We start from the raw sequence: 14,641 nt of genomic DNA on the forward strand, positions 1-14,641 counted from the left end.
TCTGATTGACGATCACATTATGGTGTGAGACATGGGGCGCATGTCCACCCATCTCATCGATCGTATCCGCGCTATCGTTGCCGACGGAACCATGTCGCGATCGGGCCTCGCGCGTGCTGCGGGGCTTCACGCGAACAGCCTGCGCGACCTCGATTCGCCCGGCTGGAACCCGACGGCCGAAACGCTGCGCAAGCTCGAAAACTGGCTCGCCAACGGCAGCGACCTGTCGCCGATGGCGACGCCGGAGGAGATCATCGCCGAGGCGCGGAATGGCCGCATGTTCATCCTCGTCGACGATGAGGATCGCGAGAATGAGGGCGACCTCGTCATCCCCGCGCAGATGGCGACCCCCGATGCGATCAATTTCATGGCGACGCACGGCCGCGGGCTCATCTGCCTGACCCTGACCAGGGCGCGCGTCGATGCGCTGGGACTTGAACTGATGAGCCGCAACAACGGCACGCGGCACGAAACCGCCTTCACCACGTCCATCGAGGCGCGCGAAGGCGTGACGACGGGCATTTCGGCAAGTGATCGCGCGCGCACTGTGGCGGTGGCGATCGACGCCGGCAAGGGGCGCGACGATATCGTCACCCCTGGGCATGTGTTCCCGCTCATCGCGCGCGACGGCGGCGTGCTCGTTCGCGCGGGCCACACCGAGGCGTCGGTCGACATTGCGCGTTTGGCGGGGCTCAACCCGTCGGGCGTGATCTGCGAGATCATGAACGACGATGGCACGATGGCGCGGCTCGACGACCTCATCCCCTTTGCGCGGCGCCACGGGCTCAAGATCGGCACGATCGCCGACCTCATCGCTTATCGCAGCCGCACCGACCGTCTTGTCGAATGCGTGTCCGACGAGCCGTTCGAATCGGATTATGGCGGCGAATGGCGGCTCAAATCCTATCGCAACAAGATCGACGGCAGCGTCAATCTGGTGCTCCAGAAAGGGCCGGTCGATCCCGACGGCGTGACGCTGGTGCGGATGCATCCGGTGTCCCTGTTCGACGACATCATGGGGCGGCCGGGGCCGAAGAAGCGCCGCCTGCAACGCTCGATGGACGCGATCGGCGAGGCGGGCGCCGGTGTCATCGTCATGCTGATGCGCCCGCTGCCAGGTTCGGCCGCCGCCGAAGCGCTGCCGCCACCGACCGGCGGCATGGACCTGCGCACATATGGTATCGGCGCGCAGATCCTTGCCGACCTAGGCGTCCATGCGATGGAGCTGCTCACCCCCACCCACAGTAATATCGTCGGGCTCGAAGGCTATGGCCTGTCGATCGTCGGCGAACGCCCCATTCCCGGAGAAGCCTGATGGCGCATGTCCTGATCGTCGAAGCCCGCTTCTATTCACACCTGAACGACATGCTCCTCGACGGCGTGCGCAGCGCGCTCGACGCCGAGGGACACAGCCACGAGACGGTGACGGTCCCCGGTGCGCTCGAGGTGCCCGCGGCGATTGCGCTGGCCGACCAGAGCGGGCGCTTTGACGCCTATGTCGCGCTGGGCGTCGTGATCCGCGGCGAAACCTATCATTTCGAGGTCGTGTCGAACGAAAGCGCGCGCGGCATCATGGCGCTGACGCTCGACGGGCTCGCGATCGGCAACGGCATCCTCACCGTCGAAAATGAGGAGCAGGCGCTTGCGCGCGCCGACAAGACGCGCAAGGACAAGGGTGGCGAAGCGGCAAAGGCCGCGCTCGCGATGCTCGCGCTCAAGGAACAGTTCGGCATTGGCTGACCAGGCACCTCCCAGCCGTTATTCCGTCGTCGAACGTGGCGGACGGCTGGTGGTGATTGACCGCGAAACCGGGCAGACCCCGCCCACCGCGGCCGAACGCATGGCGGAGCATGACAGCAAGCACGGCGTCGAACCGATCCGCCCGACGAAAGCGCGCGGCGATTCCGCCCCCGCCGCCGTCATGCGCGCCGAAACGGGCCAGAGTGACCGGCCCGCGCCGACGCAGGAAGCGGCGGCGCGGCCTGAAAATGTCAAGGACGGCCGGGACCGCCTGGCCGCTGTGATCGCCGGGCGCAACAAGCGGCCGTGGAATAATCCGGCGCCGGGCGATCGCCCGGCGCCGCATGCCGCGCCCACGCCCGCGCGGATCGCGAGCCGGCCCGCGCCGCGTGTCGGCGGCGCGCGCAAGACGATCGTCACCGGCAAATGGTGGGATGCCAAGGGGCCGCGCACGGTCGAACTGGACCCCAGGGGGCAGGCCGAGCTTACCGGCGCTTTCCTGTTCCTTTTCCTTGGCGTCGGGATCGCGGCGATCGTGGCGCTGTTCATCGCGCCGGTGCTGCTTTTTGTCGGCGCCTTTCTGCTCTTTCGTTTCGGCGACAAGGTGCTGGCCCCGATCGGCGCGGGGATAATCGACAAGGCGCTGGCGGCGGGGAACTGACCGTCGCCCCCGCGCAGGCAGGGACGACGGCGGTTCCTTACGCCACCTGCAGCGCCGGATAATCGATATAGCCTTCGGGGCCCGGCGCATACCAGGTCTGCGGATTGTCGGCGGCCCATTCGGCGCCGATGCGGATGCGCTCGACCAGGTCGGGATTGGCGATGAAGGGCCGCCCGAAAGCGATCGCATCGGCGGTGCCGCTGGCGATGGCTTCTTCGGCGAGCGCGGCGGTATAGTCGCTGTTGAGGATCAGCGGACCCTTGAACGCGGCACGGATCGACGGCGACTGCTTGGGCACATCCGTTTTGCCGAACGTGCCGTCGGGGCCGGGTTCGCGCAGTTCGAGGAAGGCGATGCCGAGCGCATCGAGCGCCGCCGCGGCGATCGGGAACAGTTTTTCGGGCGCGCTGTCGTCGACCCCCTGCGTGTCGCCGTTGGGCGACAGCCGCACGCTGACGCGATCCTTGCCCCACACGGCGATCAGCGCCTCGGTCACTTCGCGGAGCAGGCGGATGCGGTTTTCGACCGATCCGCCATAATCGTCATCGCGCAGATTCGAATTGTCGCGCAGGAACTGGTCGATCAGATAGCCGTTCGCGCCGTGCAACTGGACACCGTCGAAACCCGCGCGCTTCGCATTTTCGGCGGCCTTGGCATAATCGGCGATGACACGCGGGATTTCAGCAAGATCGAGCGGCCGCGCGACTTCATATTCGAGTCGGCCGACGGGCGTGTGGGCCTTGCCCGGTGCCCGTGTCGCCGACGCGGAAACGGGCGGCTTGCCGTCGTTGAACACCGAATGGACGACGCGCCCCATGTGCCAGAGCTGCGCGACGATGCGGCCGCCCGCTTTGTGCACCGCATCGGTCACCGGCTTCCATCCTTCGACCTGCGCGTCGGTCCACAGGCCCGGGGCATTCGGCCAGCCGAGCCCCTCCTGCGAAATGCCGGTGGCCTCGGAAATGATCAGCCCCGCCGAGGCGCGCTGGCGGTAATATTCGCGTGCGAGCTCATTCGGGACGAATCCGGGCCCGGCGCGACCGCGCGTCAGCGGCGCCATGATGATGCGATTCGGCGCCTCGATGGCGCCCAGCGTGATCGGCTCGAACAGCGATGCGGTCATATAATCTCCACGTTTCAGATCCTGCGCCGACGGCCCCGCGGTCGCCGCGCTCTGGCCAAAGCTATGGGCCATGCGGCGTCAGCACAATGGTTAAGTAGCAAAAGAAAATCTAAAGCATGGCGAAGACGCGCAGCGTCGACGCGGGTGTCGCGTGCGGTTCCGGTTGCCGGGCGGTCTCGTACGGCCTATCTGACGTCCATGGCCTCGATCCTTCCCGCCGATCCCACGATCGATGAGATTCGCGCCGCGCTGGCGCCGCTGATTGCCGCGTCGGCTGCGTTCGATGGTTTCGGTCCCGCGGCGCTCGCCGATGCCGCGCGCCGCGCCGCGGTCGATCCCGACGTCGCGCGTCTTGCCTTCCCCGGCGGCGGGCGCGACATGGTCGACGCCTGGTTCGCCGACATCGACGCGCGCATGGCCGCCAAATGGCCCGCCGAAAAACTCGCGACGCTCAAGATTCGCGAACGGATCGTCACCCTTGTCGAAACGCGCCTCGACCTGCTCGCCGGAACCCGCGAATCGCTGCGCCGCGCGCTCGCGCTGCTCGCCTTGCCCGGCAATGCGCCGCACGCCGCGAAGCTCGGCTGGCGCGCCGCCGATCATATGTGGCGGCTGGCTGGCGACAGCGCGACCGACTTCAACCATTACAGCAAGCGTGCGATCCTTGCCGCCGTCTATGGCGCGACGCTCGCGGTGTTCCTGAACGACGAGAGCGAGGATCATGCCGACACGCGCGCCTTCCTCGCGCGCCGCATCGACCGAGTGATGCGCTTTGAAGGCTGGAAGCGCCGCCGCGCCGCGAGCCGCGCCGACCGGCCCAGCCTCGCGCGCTTCGTCGGACGGCTGCGCTATCCGGGGCGTTAGCGACCGGTCGATAAAGGGCTGGCGCCGCGCCGCCGTTATTGATAATCGCTCGCAAATGACTGCTTTGCTCGACAGGACGCCGCTCGGCGTGATGGTGCGGATCGCGCGCATCGACTGGACCGCCATGTCCGACGACGAAGGGCGGCGCCTGCGCGAATTCGGCCTGATGGAAGGGTGCGAGGTCACCCCGCTGCACCGTGGCAGCATTTTTTCGCGCGATCCGCTTGCGCTGACCGTCGGGCGGATGAAGGTCATCATCCGCGCGCGGCAGGCCGCGGCCATCGAAGTCGAACCCGCATGACCGCCGCCATTCCCTCGATCGCGCTTGTCGGCAACCCCAACGCCGGGAAATCGAGCCTGTTCAACGCGCTGACCGGCGCGCGGCAAAAGATCGCCAATTATCCCGGTGTCACCGTCGAGCGGAAGGCGGGCCACGCCAGTTTCGCCGACGGCCGCCCGCTGTCGCTGATCGATCTGCCCGGCACCTATAGCCTTACTCCCGCGAGCCTCGACGAAGCGGTGACGCGCGACGTGATCCTTGGGCGGCAGGCGGGCGAGGCGCGCCCCGACGCGCTGATCGTCGTGCTCGATGCCGCGAACCTCGACAATCATCTCTGCTTCGCGCTCGAACTGCTCGCGCTGAACGTCCCGACGGTCATCGCGCTCAACATGGTCGACCTCGCGACGCGCGACGGGCTGACGCTCGACGCCGAGCGGCTCTCGCGCGATCTTGGCGTGCCGGTGGTGCCGACCGTTGCGGTGCGGCGGCGCGGTCTCGCCGAATTGCTCGCGGCGGTCGATGGCGCGATCCGCACGCATCAACCGCGCGATGCGGTCGCCGGACCACTGAACGACAGTTCGCTCCACCAGCGCGCGCGCGCGATCGCGCGCGCCGCGATCGTCAGCGAAACGCCGGTGCGCCGCTGGACGCAGCGCGTCGACAATGTCGTGCTGCACCCCCTGTTCGGCATGATCATCCTGCTCGCGCTGATGTTCGTGATGTTCCAGGCGGTTTATGCCTGGGCCGCGCCGCCCGCGGACGCACTCGAAGGCCTTGTCGGGACGATGCAGGCTTGGATCGTCGATCATATCCCCCAGAACTTCCTGCGCGACCTTGTCGTCGAGGGGCTGCTCGCGGGGGTCGGCGCGGTCGTCGTTTTCCTGCCGCAGATCCTGATCCTCTTCCTCTTCATCCTGCTCCTCGAAGCGTCGGGCTATATGGCGCGCGCGGCCTTTCTGATGGACGGGCTGATGGGCAAGGTCGGGCTGTCGGGGCGCGGTTTCATCCCGCTCCTTTCCAGCTTCGCCTGCGCTGTCCCCGGCATCATGGCGACGCGTGCGATCCCCGACGAAAAGGACCGGCTGACGACGATCCTGATCGCACCCTTGATGACCTGTTCGGCGCGGCTGCCTGTCTATGCGCTCATCATCGCCGCCTTCATCCCGAACCGCGGCGTCGGCGGCACCGGCATCGGTTTGCAGGGACTGGTGCTGTTCGGCCTCTATATCGCTGGCATTGTCGGCGCGCTTATCGTCGCCTTCGCGCTGCGCCGGACGGTGGCAAAGGGCACGGGCGCGGGCTTCATGATGGAAATGCCGCGCTATCAGATGCCCCGACTCCGCGACATCGCGCTTGGCCTGTGGCAGCGCGCCTGGATATTCCTGCGCCGCGCGGGCACGATCATCGCGCTGACCACCATCGTCTTGTGGCTGCTCCTTACCTTCCCCAAGGCGCCCGATGGGCAGAGCCAGGTCGAATATAGCGTCGCCGGCCGCATCGCGAGCGGGCTGGAGGTCGCAGTCGCGCCGATCGGCTTCAACCACGATATCGCGCTCGCATTGATCCCCGCGATGGCGGCGCGCGAGGTCGCGGTGTCGGCGATGGCGACGGCGAATGCGATCGACGCGGGCGACGACGAGGAGGCGATGGCGGCGACGCTCGGCGAACGATTGCAAGGCAAGTGGAGCCTGGCCACTGCGCTCGCCTTCCTCGCCTGGTTCGTCTTTGCGCCGCAGTGCATCTCGACCATCGCGATCACGCGCCGCGAAACCAACGGTTGGAAATGGCCGCTGTTCATGGTTGGCTATTTATTCGCGCTCGCCTATGTCGCTGCTGGCATCACATACTGGACAGCCGTTGCCTTTGGACTAGGCTGATCCTCCCAACTTATTAGCGGAGCGGAGCGGCGGATGGCTGGCAGCGTCAACAAGGTAATTCTTATCGGCAATCTGGGCGCCGATCCCGAAATCAAGTCGTTCCAGAACGGCGGCAAGATCGCCAATATCCGCATCGCGACCAGCGAACAGTGGAAGGACCGGATGACCGGTGAGCGCAAGGAGCGCACCGAATGGCATAATGTCGTCGTCAACGGCGAAGGGTTGGTCGGCGTCGTCGAACGCTATCTCAAAAAGGGCAGCAAGGTTTATGTCGAGGGCAGCCTGCGCACGCGCAAGTGGCAGGACCGTGACGGTAACGACCGCTATACGACCGAGGTGGTGATCGCGGGAATGGGCGGCAATCTGACGATGCTCGACGGCGCGCCGGGCGGCGGCTCGCGCGGCGGCGGAGACAGCTGGAACCAGGGCGGCGAGTCGTCGGGCGGCTGGGACCAGGGCGGCGGGTCGGGCGGCGGCTGGAACCGGGGCGGCGGCGGGTCGGGCGGGGGACGCCCGCCGTTCGACGACGATCTGGACGACGACGTCCCGTTCTGAGGATCAGCCAACCCCGTTCGTGCTGAGCTTGTCGAAGCACCGTCCTGACTGTGACGCTACGGGAAAGAGGAACGGCCCTTCGACAAGCTCAGGGCGAGCGGTGTAGGATTTAGCCTTGGCTGGACTGACCGGCGCCGAACCGGGACTTACCGCCGCCGACGTCGCGCGCGGCGTGTGCCGCCTGTTCGCGCAGCAAGGACTGGTCGCGATAGCCGAGGTCACGCTGCCCAACGGGCGGCGCACCGACCTGACCGCGATCGACGCCAGGGGGCAGATCACGATCGTCGAGATCAAGGTCAGCCGCGCCGACCTTGTCGGCGATGGCAAATGGCCCGACTATTGCGACTGGTGCGACCGATTCTACTGGGCGCTCGCGGCGGGGCTCGACCCCGCGATACTCGACACGCCGGATTACCGCCCCGAAAGATCGGGCCTGATCGTCGCCGACCGTTATGGCGCCGCGATCGTGCGCGAAGCCGCAAGCTGCAACCTCGCGCCGGCGCGCCGCAAGGCCGAACTGCTGCGGATCGGGCGGCTGGCGATGCGCCGCGCGATGATCGCCGCCGATCCCGAGCTGGCGGCGGGGTGGAGGGAAGGCTGAATCGCTGGCGTCAGATAATCCGGCACCGGCGGCGAAGGCCAGTTATCGCCGCGCCTGCATCCGCGCCAGATAGCGCGCGAGAATATCGATCTCCAGATTGACCGGCCGCCCCGCGGCGACCTCGTCCAGCGTCGTCATCGCCTGCGTATGCGGGATGATGTTGAGCGTGAAATGCACACTGCCATCGGGCTGGTCGGCGACCTCGTTCACCGTAAGCGAAACGCCGTCGAGCGTGATCGAGCCCTTGGGCGCGATGTGCGGCGCGAGCGCGGCGGGCGCCTCGACCGTCAGCTTCACGCTGTCGCCCACGCGTTCGGCGGCGACGATCCGGCCCACCGCGTCGACATGGCCGGTGACGATATGCCCGCCCAGTTCGTCGCCGACCTTGAGCGCGCGCTCGAGATTCAACCGGCGGCCCGCGTCCCACATGCCCGGCGCGGTGCGCGCCAGCGTTTCGGCGCTGGCGTCGATCGCGAACCAGTGGCCTGTGCCGTCCCGGCCCTTGTCGACGACGGTAAGGCACGCTCCCGAACAGGCGATCGACGCCCCCAGGTCGATTGTCGCCGTGTCATAGGCGGTTCCGATGACCAGCCGCGTATCGCCGCGATCCTCATGGGCAAGGATGGTGCCGATGTCGGTGATGATGCCGGTGAACATGCGTCGTTTATCCTTCTCTGACGCGCTCGTAGACGTCGAGCCGGTCGCTGCCAAGCATCCGGCTGTCGGCAAGGCGCCAGCGGCCGTGCGCCGCGGCGAGGTCGCAAAGCCCGATGTCGCCGAGCGCCGCTTTGCCGTCGCCGATCAGGATCGGCGCGCGGTAAAGGAGCAACCGGTCGACGCGGTCGGCGGCGAGGAAGGCCGATGCCGCCCCGGCGCCGCCTTCGACGAGCAGCGAATCGACGCCCTCGATTGCGTCGGGCGCGGCCGCGGCCGTCCATCCATCGGGCGCCGCGCCGCGGGTGAGCACATATTTTTTCGGGCTGCGATCCGCCAGCCCCGGCAGCCGCACGTCGAGCCGCGGCGCGTCGGTATCGAGCGTCGCGCGCCCGACGAGGATCGCCTCGTGGTTCGCGCGCTCCAGATGCCCGTGCGCGCGCGCGCGGTCGCCGGTGATCCAGCGGCTCGCCCCGTCAGCGCGGGCGATGCAGCCGTCGAGCGAGGTCGCGAGCTTGAGCGTTACATATGGACGTCCAGCGGTCAGCCGCGTCCACCAGGGCGCCATCGCGGCGCGCGCTTCAGCGGGCAGGACACCTACCTCCACCTCCACCCCCGCGGCCCGCAACCGCGCAATCCCCTTGCCATCGGTGCGCGGATCGGGGTCCTGCGCCGCGATGACGACGCGCGCGATGCCCGCTTCGATCAGCAGATCGCTGCACGCGGGCCCGCGCGCGCTGGCATGGGCGCAGGGTTCCAGCGTGACATAGGCGGTCGCGCCGCGCGCGGCGCTGCCGGCCGCCGCGATGGCCATCGCTTCGCCGTGCGGGCGCCCGCCCGGCTGAGTCCAGCCGCGCGCGATCAAACGCCCCCCCCCCGCCGCGGGCTGGACGATCAGGCAGCCGACATTGGGGTTGGGCGCCGAGGTCGGCCGCCCGCGCCGCGCGAGCGCGACGGCGGCCGCCATCCAGTCCGAATCGCCGGGCACGCGGGGGGTCACGTCAGTCGGCGGTCTTGGGCTGCGGCCCGCGCGCCGCGCGCTCGGCCAGCGTCGAGCGCGGCGGCGCAGGCCTTTGCTTGACCGCCTCGGCGGTTTCCTCACCCAGCGTTTCGCGCGTTATCCTGTCGGCCTCGGTCGAATCATATTCGATGCCCAGGCTGTCGGCGAAGCGCTGATATTCGGCGCGCTTCTTCGCGTTGCGCAGCGTTTCTTCCCTGGCGCGGGCGATCCAGTCGGCGCGGATCTCCGCGGCGCTGCGGTCGGCTTTCCAATTCTCGAAATAGATGATCTGCGCCTTGGGCTTGTCGACGGGGATCAGATATTGTTCGACCCCATTGAACACCACCCAGGTAAGCGCCAGCGCGACGCCCCAGATGGCCCAGCGGTGCGGGCGCGGCTCGCGGATATAGGCCCAGAAATCGGACAGGCCGCCGCCGACATCGACTTTGCCAAACATTTTCATGGCCGCAATTTAGGCGAAGTCGCGGCGATTGGCGAGAGGGTCGACATTTGCGCGCCGCGATGCCTGCTGCGCCATTGATTGCAAAAAATGCAACTACGGATGCTGATTTCGCAGTTGCAACATTCATTGTGCAGTGCAATATCACCCTTGCCTTTTAGGCATCCTCTCCCAAAAACTTTCACGGGCCGCCCTTGGGCGGCCCTTTTTTTGCGCTTTTTCGGCTGAAAAGCCGACTATTTTGATCGAGAAATCGAATCCGGTTCGAATCGCCTGTCGCGAATCAATCCTGGATGGGTGTGCGCGTTTCGAATCGCCGCACTTCGGCAATGAAGCTGCCGGGTAGCGGTGTCGGCTGGCCGCTGTCGCTGTCGATATGCGCATAGCTGATCTCGATGTCGGTAAGCCGTTCGGAATCACGAAAAATCCCGCAATGCAGCGTGAAACTCGTGCGGCCGAACGCGCTGATTCGCGCCGCGATCGTGATCAGTTCGTCGAGTCGAGCAGGGGCGTGATAGTCGATTTCGCAATGCGTTTCGCGAATGTCGGTGCCATATTGGTTAAAATATGGTCCCGGTTGCCCCTCTCCCAGCGCGCGGAAATATTCGGTTACGCCGATGTCAGCGTAAACGAGATAATTGGCGTTGAAGACGATATTCTGCCCGTCGATTTCGTTGAAGCGCACGCGCACGCGCTCCTGCACGCGGAAATCGGTGAGCGGCACCGTGCTGCGACGATCGGTCATCGGGGACTCAGGCGGCGAGCGCGGCGGGGGTGCGGTCGAGCGGCGCGCAGGCGGCGGCGAGCCAGTCGCGCGTCGCTTCGTCCATGCCCGGCGCCAGTTTCTCGAAGACCTCGGCGTGATAGGCGTCCAGCCAGTCGGCCTCGGCGGACGAGAGCAGCGCCGTGTCGACCAGATTCTGCGCGATCGGCGCAAAGGTGATCGTCTCGAACCCCAGCATCTCCTCTTCGGCGCCGTCGATGGTCTGCGGCACGACGACCACCAGATTTTCGATGCGGATCCCGAAATGCCCGGCCTTGTAATAGCCGGGCTCGTTCGACAGGATCATGCCCGCGTGCAGCGGCTCCTCGGTCCCCGCCTGTCCGCCCGCGGGCTTGGCGATCCGCTGCGGTCCTTCGTGCACTGCCAGATAGGCGCCGACGCCGTGCCCCGTGCCATGCGCATAATCGACGCCGTCGGCCCACAGATACTGGCGTGCGAGGATGTCGAGCTGGCTGCCGCGGGTGCCCTTTGGAAAGCGTGCGGTCGCAAGCGCGATATGGCCTTTCAGCACCTGCGTGAAGCGGCGGCGCATTTCGGCGGTCGGCGTGCCGATCGCGATCGTGCGTGTGATGTCGGTCGTGCCGTCGGCATATTGGCCGCCCGAATCGACGAGGTAGAGCGTGCCCGCCTCGATGGCCCGGTTGGTGGTTTCGTCGACCTTGTAATGCGGCAGCGCGCCATTCGGCCCCGCGGCCGAGATGGTGTCGAACGACAGATCCTTCAGCCCGCCATTTTCCTCGCGAAACGCACGCAGCTTTGCCGCCGCGCCCAGCTCGTCGAGTCCGCCCTGCGGTGCGACCTCCTCCATCCATTTGAGGAAGCGCGCCACGGCCCGGCCGTCGCGGACATGCGCGGCGCGCGTGCCGTCCAGCTCGACCTCATTCTTGATCGCCTTGGGCAGCACCGCCGGATCGCGGTGCCGTTCGATCCGCGCCCCCGCGCGTTCGAGCGCGGTGAAGATTGCGGCGACCGCGCGATCGGGATCGACGGCAACCCTCCTGCCGGCGAGCCCCGCCAGCGCGCCTTCAAAGGCGCCGCGATCGTGAATCCGCACACTGTTGCCCAGGTGCGCGCGCACCGCGTCGCTGACCTTGTCGGGTGCGATGAACAGGTCGGCGGTGGCGTCGGCGTGAAGCAGCGCAAAGGCGAGGCCGACCGGCGTGTGGCTGACGTCCTCTCCGCGGATGTTGAAGGTCCAGGCAATCGAATCGAGCGCGGTCATCACCGTCGTATCGAGCCCTTTGGCTTTCAGCCAGTCGGCGATGATGTCGCGCTTTTCGACCGCGCTCTGCCCGGCAAGCGCCGTATCGTGAACGCTGACCGGGGCATCGCTCGGCGCGGGCTGGTCGTCCCAGACCGCGTCGATGGGGTTGGTATCGACCGCAACCAGGTGTGCGCCCTTTCCCGCCAGCGCCTTTTCCAGCCCGCGGACCCAGTCGATGCCGTGGAGCCAGGGGTCGTAACCCACCTTCTGTCCGGCGGCGACGTTCGCGCCGAGCCAGTCGGCGATGCTCGACTGCGGCACGCTGACATAATCGAACAGCGAGCCGTCGACCTGGCCCCGCACCTGTACGGTATAGCGTCCGTCGACGAACACCGCCGCCTTGTCGGGCAGCACCGCAGCGACGCCGGCCGACCCGCCAAAGCCCGTCAGCCACGCCATGCGCTGCGCATAGGCGCCGACATATTCGCTCATATGCTCGTCGCTGATCGGCACGATGAAGCCGTCAAGGCCGCGCGCTTTCAGTTCGGCGCGGACGCGGGCGAGGCGCTCGATGTGGACGGGGCTGGACATGGTCGCTTCCTTGTTCCTACATCGCAGCCGTTGCGGCCCATGCGGCCGATGCTGCGGGGGTTCTTCTGATGCGCGCTATTTGGATGTTTCTGGCTGCAATTACCACCCCGCTTGTCGCGTCCCCGATCGCCCCAGCCCAAGAGAAAGAGATTGAATTGACCGAACGCCCCGTGCTGCCCGCCGCTCCCGTTGCCGAGCAGCGGTCCCATATTGTCACGCTCCACGGCAAGACGCTGTCCGACCCCTGGCACTGGCTGCGCGATCAAAGCTATCCGACGATCGACGACGCCGACATCCTCGCCTATGTGAAGGCGGAGAACGCCTATTTCGACGCGGCGATGAAGCCCCATGCCGATCTGGTCGAAACCCTGTTTCAGGAAATGAAGGGCCGCATCAAGGAGGCCGACAGTTCGGTCCCGCAAAAGGACGGCGACTGGCTTTATTGGGTCGAATATGAAGAGGGCGCCGAGTATAAGAAATGGTATCGCAAGCCCGCGGCGGGCGGCGCGACTCAACTGATCCTCGACGAGGTCGCGATGGCGGAGGGGAAGGATTATTTCCGCCTCGCCGAAGTGTCGGTCAGCCCCAACGGCAAGCTGATGGCCTATTCGTTCGACGACAATGGTTCCGAACGCTTTGAAGCGCGCATCCGCAATCTCGAGACGGGCGACATGCTTCCCGACGTGATCCCCGGCACCCTGTCGTCGCTCGTCTGGACGTCGGGCAACGACGCGATCCTCTATGGCCTCGCGAACGAGAACTGGCGCACCGACAATGTCCGGCTGCACAAGCTCGGCACCCCGGTGAGCGAGGACAAATTGCTCTACAAGGAAGCCGACATCGGCTTTGGCGTCGGCATCGGCAAGACCGCCGCCGACAATTATATCGTCATCGCGACGGGCGATAACGAGACAAGCGAGGTCTATCTTCTTCCCGCCGATAATCCCGAAGCGCCGATGCGGCTCGTGTCGGCGCGCCAGAAGGGGCGTGAATATAGCGTCGACGAGCGCGAGGGCATTCTTTACATCCACACCAACGACGAACATCCCAATTTCCGCATCGCGACCGCGAGCATCGACACGCCCGGCGAATGGCGAACGCTGATCCCCGGATCGGATCACAGCTACATCACCGGCCTGTCGATCTTCCGTGACTATTTCGTGCTGGAATCGCGCGAGGACGGGCTCGACCAGGTCGATGTGCGCACATATGACGCCCCGCTGACCCCCGGCCGGATACGGTTTCCCGAGGCGACCTATGTGGCGGGGCTCGGCGACAATCCCGAATATCACCAGGACAAGCTCCGCCTCGACTATGAATCGATGGTCACCCCCGAAACCGTCTATGATTATGACGTGGCGAGCGGGACGCTCGAAACGCTGAAGGTGCAGGAAATCCCGTCGGGTTATGATTCGTCGCAATATGTAACCGAAAGGGTGAATCTGCCAAGCCGCGACGGCCAGACGATGATCCCCGCCTCGCTCGTCTACAAAAAGGGTATCAAGCTCGACGGCAGCGCGCCGATGCACCTCTATGCCTATGGATCCTATGGTTATCGCGTGCCACCGGGCTTTTCGACGACGCGGCTCAGCCTCGTAGATCGGGGCATGATCTATGCCATCGCGCATGTCCGCGGCGGCGACGACATGGGGCGCGCCTGGTATCTCGCGGGCAAGACGACCCAGCGCATCAACACGTTCAACGATTTCATCGACGTCGCAAAGGGGTTGATCGCCAGAAAATATACGAGCGCCGGCAAGATTTCGATCGAGGGCCGCTCGGCGGGCGGGCAGGTGATGGGGGTCGTCTATAATGAGGCGCCCGAATTGTGGGGCGCGGTGCTCGCGGGCGTGCCCTTCGTCGATGTCATCAACACGATGATCGACGAAACGCTGCCGCTGACCCCCGGCGAATGGCCCGAATGGGGTAATCCGGTCACCGACAAGGCAGCGTTCGACTATATGCTGAGCTACAGCCCCTATGACAATGTCACCGCCAAGGCCTATCCGCCGATGCTGGTGTCGGCCGGCCTCAACGACCCGCGCGTGACCTATTGGGAACCCGCCAAATGGGTCGCCAAGCTCCGCGCGACGCGCACCAATGACTCGCTGCTGCTGCTGCGCACCAACATGGGCGCGGGCCATGCGGGCAAATCGGGCCGCTGGGGCGCGCTGCGCGAGGATGCAGAGGAATATGCCTTTGTGCTGACCCAGCTGGGGGTGGAAAAATAAAAACAAGGCTGCGGCC

15 protein-coding genes are annotated in these 14,641 nt (G+C 66.3%); 9 read left to right on the plus strand and 6 right to left on the minus strand.

From position 1 onward, the window contains the following. The first annotated feature begins 40 nt into the window (after positions 1-40). Genes ribB through HUW43_RS12965 form a run of 3 tightly spaced genes read left to right on the plus strand, consistent with a single transcriptional unit; the run spans position 41 to position 2,401 of the window. Positions 41-1,315, plus strand: a complete 1,275-nt coding sequence (ribB, locus tag HUW43_RS12955; RefSeq protein ID WP_188237786.1) for a 3,4-dihydroxy-2-butanone-4-phosphate synthase — start codon at positions 41-43, stop codon at positions 1,313-1,315. Beyond that, positions 1,315-1,740 (plus strand): 6,7-dimethyl-8-ribityllumazine synthase, encoded by a 426-nt coding sequence (gene ribH / locus HUW43_RS12960; RefSeq protein WP_188237787.1) that lies wholly within the window; start codon positions 1,315-1,317, stop codon positions 1,738-1,740. The genes ribB and ribH overlap by 1 nt, the downstream gene beginning before the upstream one ends. Next, on the plus strand, positions 1,733-2,401 hold the full coding sequence (locus tag HUW43_RS12965; RefSeq protein ID WP_188237788.1) for a hypothetical protein: 669 nt from the start codon (positions 1,733-1,735) through the stop codon (positions 2,399-2,401). Before ribH ends, HUW43_RS12965 begins: the two co-directional genes overlap by 8 nt. Positions 2,402-2,438: 37 nt before the next feature. Here the strand turns inward: HUW43_RS12965 and HUW43_RS12970 are convergent, their stop codons facing one another. Then, on the minus strand, positions 2,439-3,524 hold the full coding sequence (locus tag HUW43_RS12970; protein WP_188237959.1) for an alkene reductase: 1,086 nt from the start codon (positions 3,522-3,524) through the stop codon (positions 2,439-2,441). Between the two features lie 198 nt (positions 3,525-3,722). Between HUW43_RS12970 and HUW43_RS12975 the strand changes: the two genes are divergently transcribed. The 5 genes from HUW43_RS12975 to HUW43_RS12995 all read left to right on the plus strand — a co-directional run bounded on the left by HUW43_RS12975 (position 3,723) and on the right by HUW43_RS12995 (position 7,701). Then, positions 3,723-4,388, plus strand: coding sequence for a COQ9 family protein (locus HUW43_RS12975; RefSeq protein ID WP_223181521.1), 666 nt, complete (start codon positions 3,723-3,725; stop codon positions 4,386-4,388). 55 nt (positions 4,389-4,443) lie between these two features. Then, the gene (locus HUW43_RS12980; protein WP_120221557.1) at positions 4,444-4,689 is read left to right on the plus strand and encodes a FeoA family protein; all 246 of its coding nucleotides are present in this window, start codon (positions 4,444-4,446) and stop codon (positions 4,687-4,689) included. Beyond that, the gene (feoB, locus tag HUW43_RS12985; protein ID WP_188237790.1) at positions 4,686-6,545 is read left to right on the plus strand and encodes a ferrous iron transporter B; all 1,860 of its coding nucleotides are present in this window, start codon (positions 4,686-4,688) and stop codon (positions 6,543-6,545) included. The genes HUW43_RS12980 and feoB overlap by 4 nt, the downstream gene beginning before the upstream one ends. A 33-nt stretch (positions 6,546-6,578) precedes the next feature. Further along, positions 6,579-7,100, plus strand: a complete 522-nt coding sequence (ssb, locus tag HUW43_RS12990) for a single-stranded DNA-binding protein (RefSeq protein ID WP_188237791.1) — start codon at positions 6,579-6,581, stop codon at positions 7,098-7,100. A 115-nt stretch (positions 7,101-7,215) separates the two neighbouring features. Further along, entirely contained in the window at positions 7,216-7,701 is a 486-nt protein-coding gene (locus HUW43_RS12995) for an MmcB family DNA repair protein (protein ID WP_223181522.1), read from the plus strand. A gap of 42 nt (positions 7,702-7,743) precedes the next feature. On the opposite strand, the gene HUW43_RS13000 is transcribed toward HUW43_RS12995, so the two are convergent. From HUW43_RS13000 to HUW43_RS13020, 5 genes are all read right to left on the minus strand, one after another. Then, positions 7,744-8,358, minus strand: a complete 615-nt coding sequence (locus HUW43_RS13000; RefSeq protein ID WP_188237792.1) for a riboflavin synthase — start codon at positions 8,356-8,358, stop codon at positions 7,744-7,746. Between the two features lie 7 nt (positions 8,359-8,365). Then, positions 8,366-9,322, minus strand: coding sequence for a bifunctional diaminohydroxyphosphoribosylaminopyrimidine deaminase/5-amino-6-(5-phosphoribosylamino)uracil reductase RibD (gene ribD, locus HUW43_RS13005; protein ID WP_188237961.1), 957 nt, complete (start codon positions 9,320-9,322; stop codon positions 8,366-8,368). Between the two features lie 34 nt (positions 9,323-9,356). Next, positions 9,357-9,818: a hypothetical protein gene (locus HUW43_RS13010; protein WP_188237793.1), complete on the minus strand. Its 462-nt coding sequence runs from the start codon at positions 9,816-9,818 to the stop codon at positions 9,357-9,359. 280 nt (positions 9,819-10,098) lie between these two features. Beyond that, the gene (locus HUW43_RS13015) at positions 10,099-10,560 is read right to left on the minus strand and encodes an acyl-CoA thioesterase (RefSeq protein ID WP_188237794.1); all 462 of its coding nucleotides are present in this window, start codon (positions 10,558-10,560) and stop codon (positions 10,099-10,101) included. A gap of 7 nt (positions 10,561-10,567) precedes the next feature. Next, positions 10,568-12,394: an aminopeptidase P family protein gene (locus HUW43_RS13020; RefSeq protein WP_188237795.1), complete on the minus strand. Its 1,827-nt coding sequence runs from the start codon at positions 12,392-12,394 to the stop codon at positions 10,568-10,570. A gap of 83 nt (positions 12,395-12,477) precedes the next feature. On the opposite strand from HUW43_RS13020, the gene HUW43_RS13025 reads away from it, so the two are divergent. Further along, positions 12,478-14,625: a S9 family peptidase gene (locus HUW43_RS13025; RefSeq protein ID WP_223181523.1), complete on the plus strand. Its 2,148-nt coding sequence runs from the start codon at positions 12,478-12,480 to the stop codon at positions 14,623-14,625. Positions 14,626-14,641: the final 16 nt, after the last annotated feature.

Origin of the sequence: Sphingopyxis sp. LK2115 (assembly GCF_014595975.1) — a bacterium.
GTDB lineage: Bacteria > Pseudomonadota > Alphaproteobacteria > Sphingomonadales > Sphingomonadaceae > Sphingopyxis.

Bases quoted from the DNA above. Each gene is read 5' to 3' on its own strand.
- HUW43_RS13000 (WP_188237792.1), bottom strand. From the start codon at position 8,358: ATGTTCACCGGCATCATCACCGACATCGGCACCATCCTTGCCCATGAG.
- HUW43_RS12975 (WP_223181521.1), top strand. From the start codon at position 3,723: ATGGCCTCGATCCTTCCCGCCGATCCCACGATCGATGAGATTCGCGCC.
- HUW43_RS12980 (WP_120221557.1), top strand. From the start codon at position 4,444: ATGACTGCTTTGCTCGACAGGACGCCGCTCGGCGTGATGGTGCGGATC.
- HUW43_RS13020 (WP_188237795.1), bottom strand. From the start codon at position 12,394: ATGTCCAGCCCCGTCCACATCGAGCGCCTCGCCCGCGTCCGCGCCGAA.
- ribB (WP_188237786.1), top strand. From the start codon at position 41: ATGTCCACCCATCTCATCGATCGTATCCGCGCTATCGTTGCCGACGGA.
- HUW43_RS13010 (WP_188237793.1), bottom strand. From the start codon at position 9,818: ATGAAAATGTTTGGCAAAGTCGATGTCGGCGGCGGCCTGTCCGATTTC.
- ribH (WP_188237787.1), top strand. From the start codon at position 1,315: ATGGCGCATGTCCTGATCGTCGAAGCCCGCTTCTATTCACACCTGAAC.
- ribD (WP_188237961.1), bottom strand. From the start codon at position 9,322: ATGGCGGCCGCCGTCGCGCTCGCGCGGCGCGGGCGGCCGACCTCGGCG.
- ssb (WP_188237791.1), top strand. From the start codon at position 6,579: ATGGCTGGCAGCGTCAACAAGGTAATTCTTATCGGCAATCTGGGCGCC.
- HUW43_RS13015 (WP_188237794.1), bottom strand. From the start codon at position 10,560: ATGACCGATCGTCGCAGCACGGTGCCGCTCACCGATTTCCGCGTGCAG.
- HUW43_RS13025 (WP_223181523.1), top strand. From the start codon at position 12,478: ATGTTTCTGGCTGCAATTACCACCCCGCTTGTCGCGTCCCCGATCGCC.
- HUW43_RS12970 (WP_188237959.1), bottom strand. From the start codon at position 3,524: ATGACCGCATCGCTGTTCGAGCCGATCACGCTGGGCGCCATCGAGGCG.
- feoB (WP_188237790.1), top strand. From the start codon at position 4,686: ATGACCGCCGCCATTCCCTCGATCGCGCTTGTCGGCAACCCCAACGCC.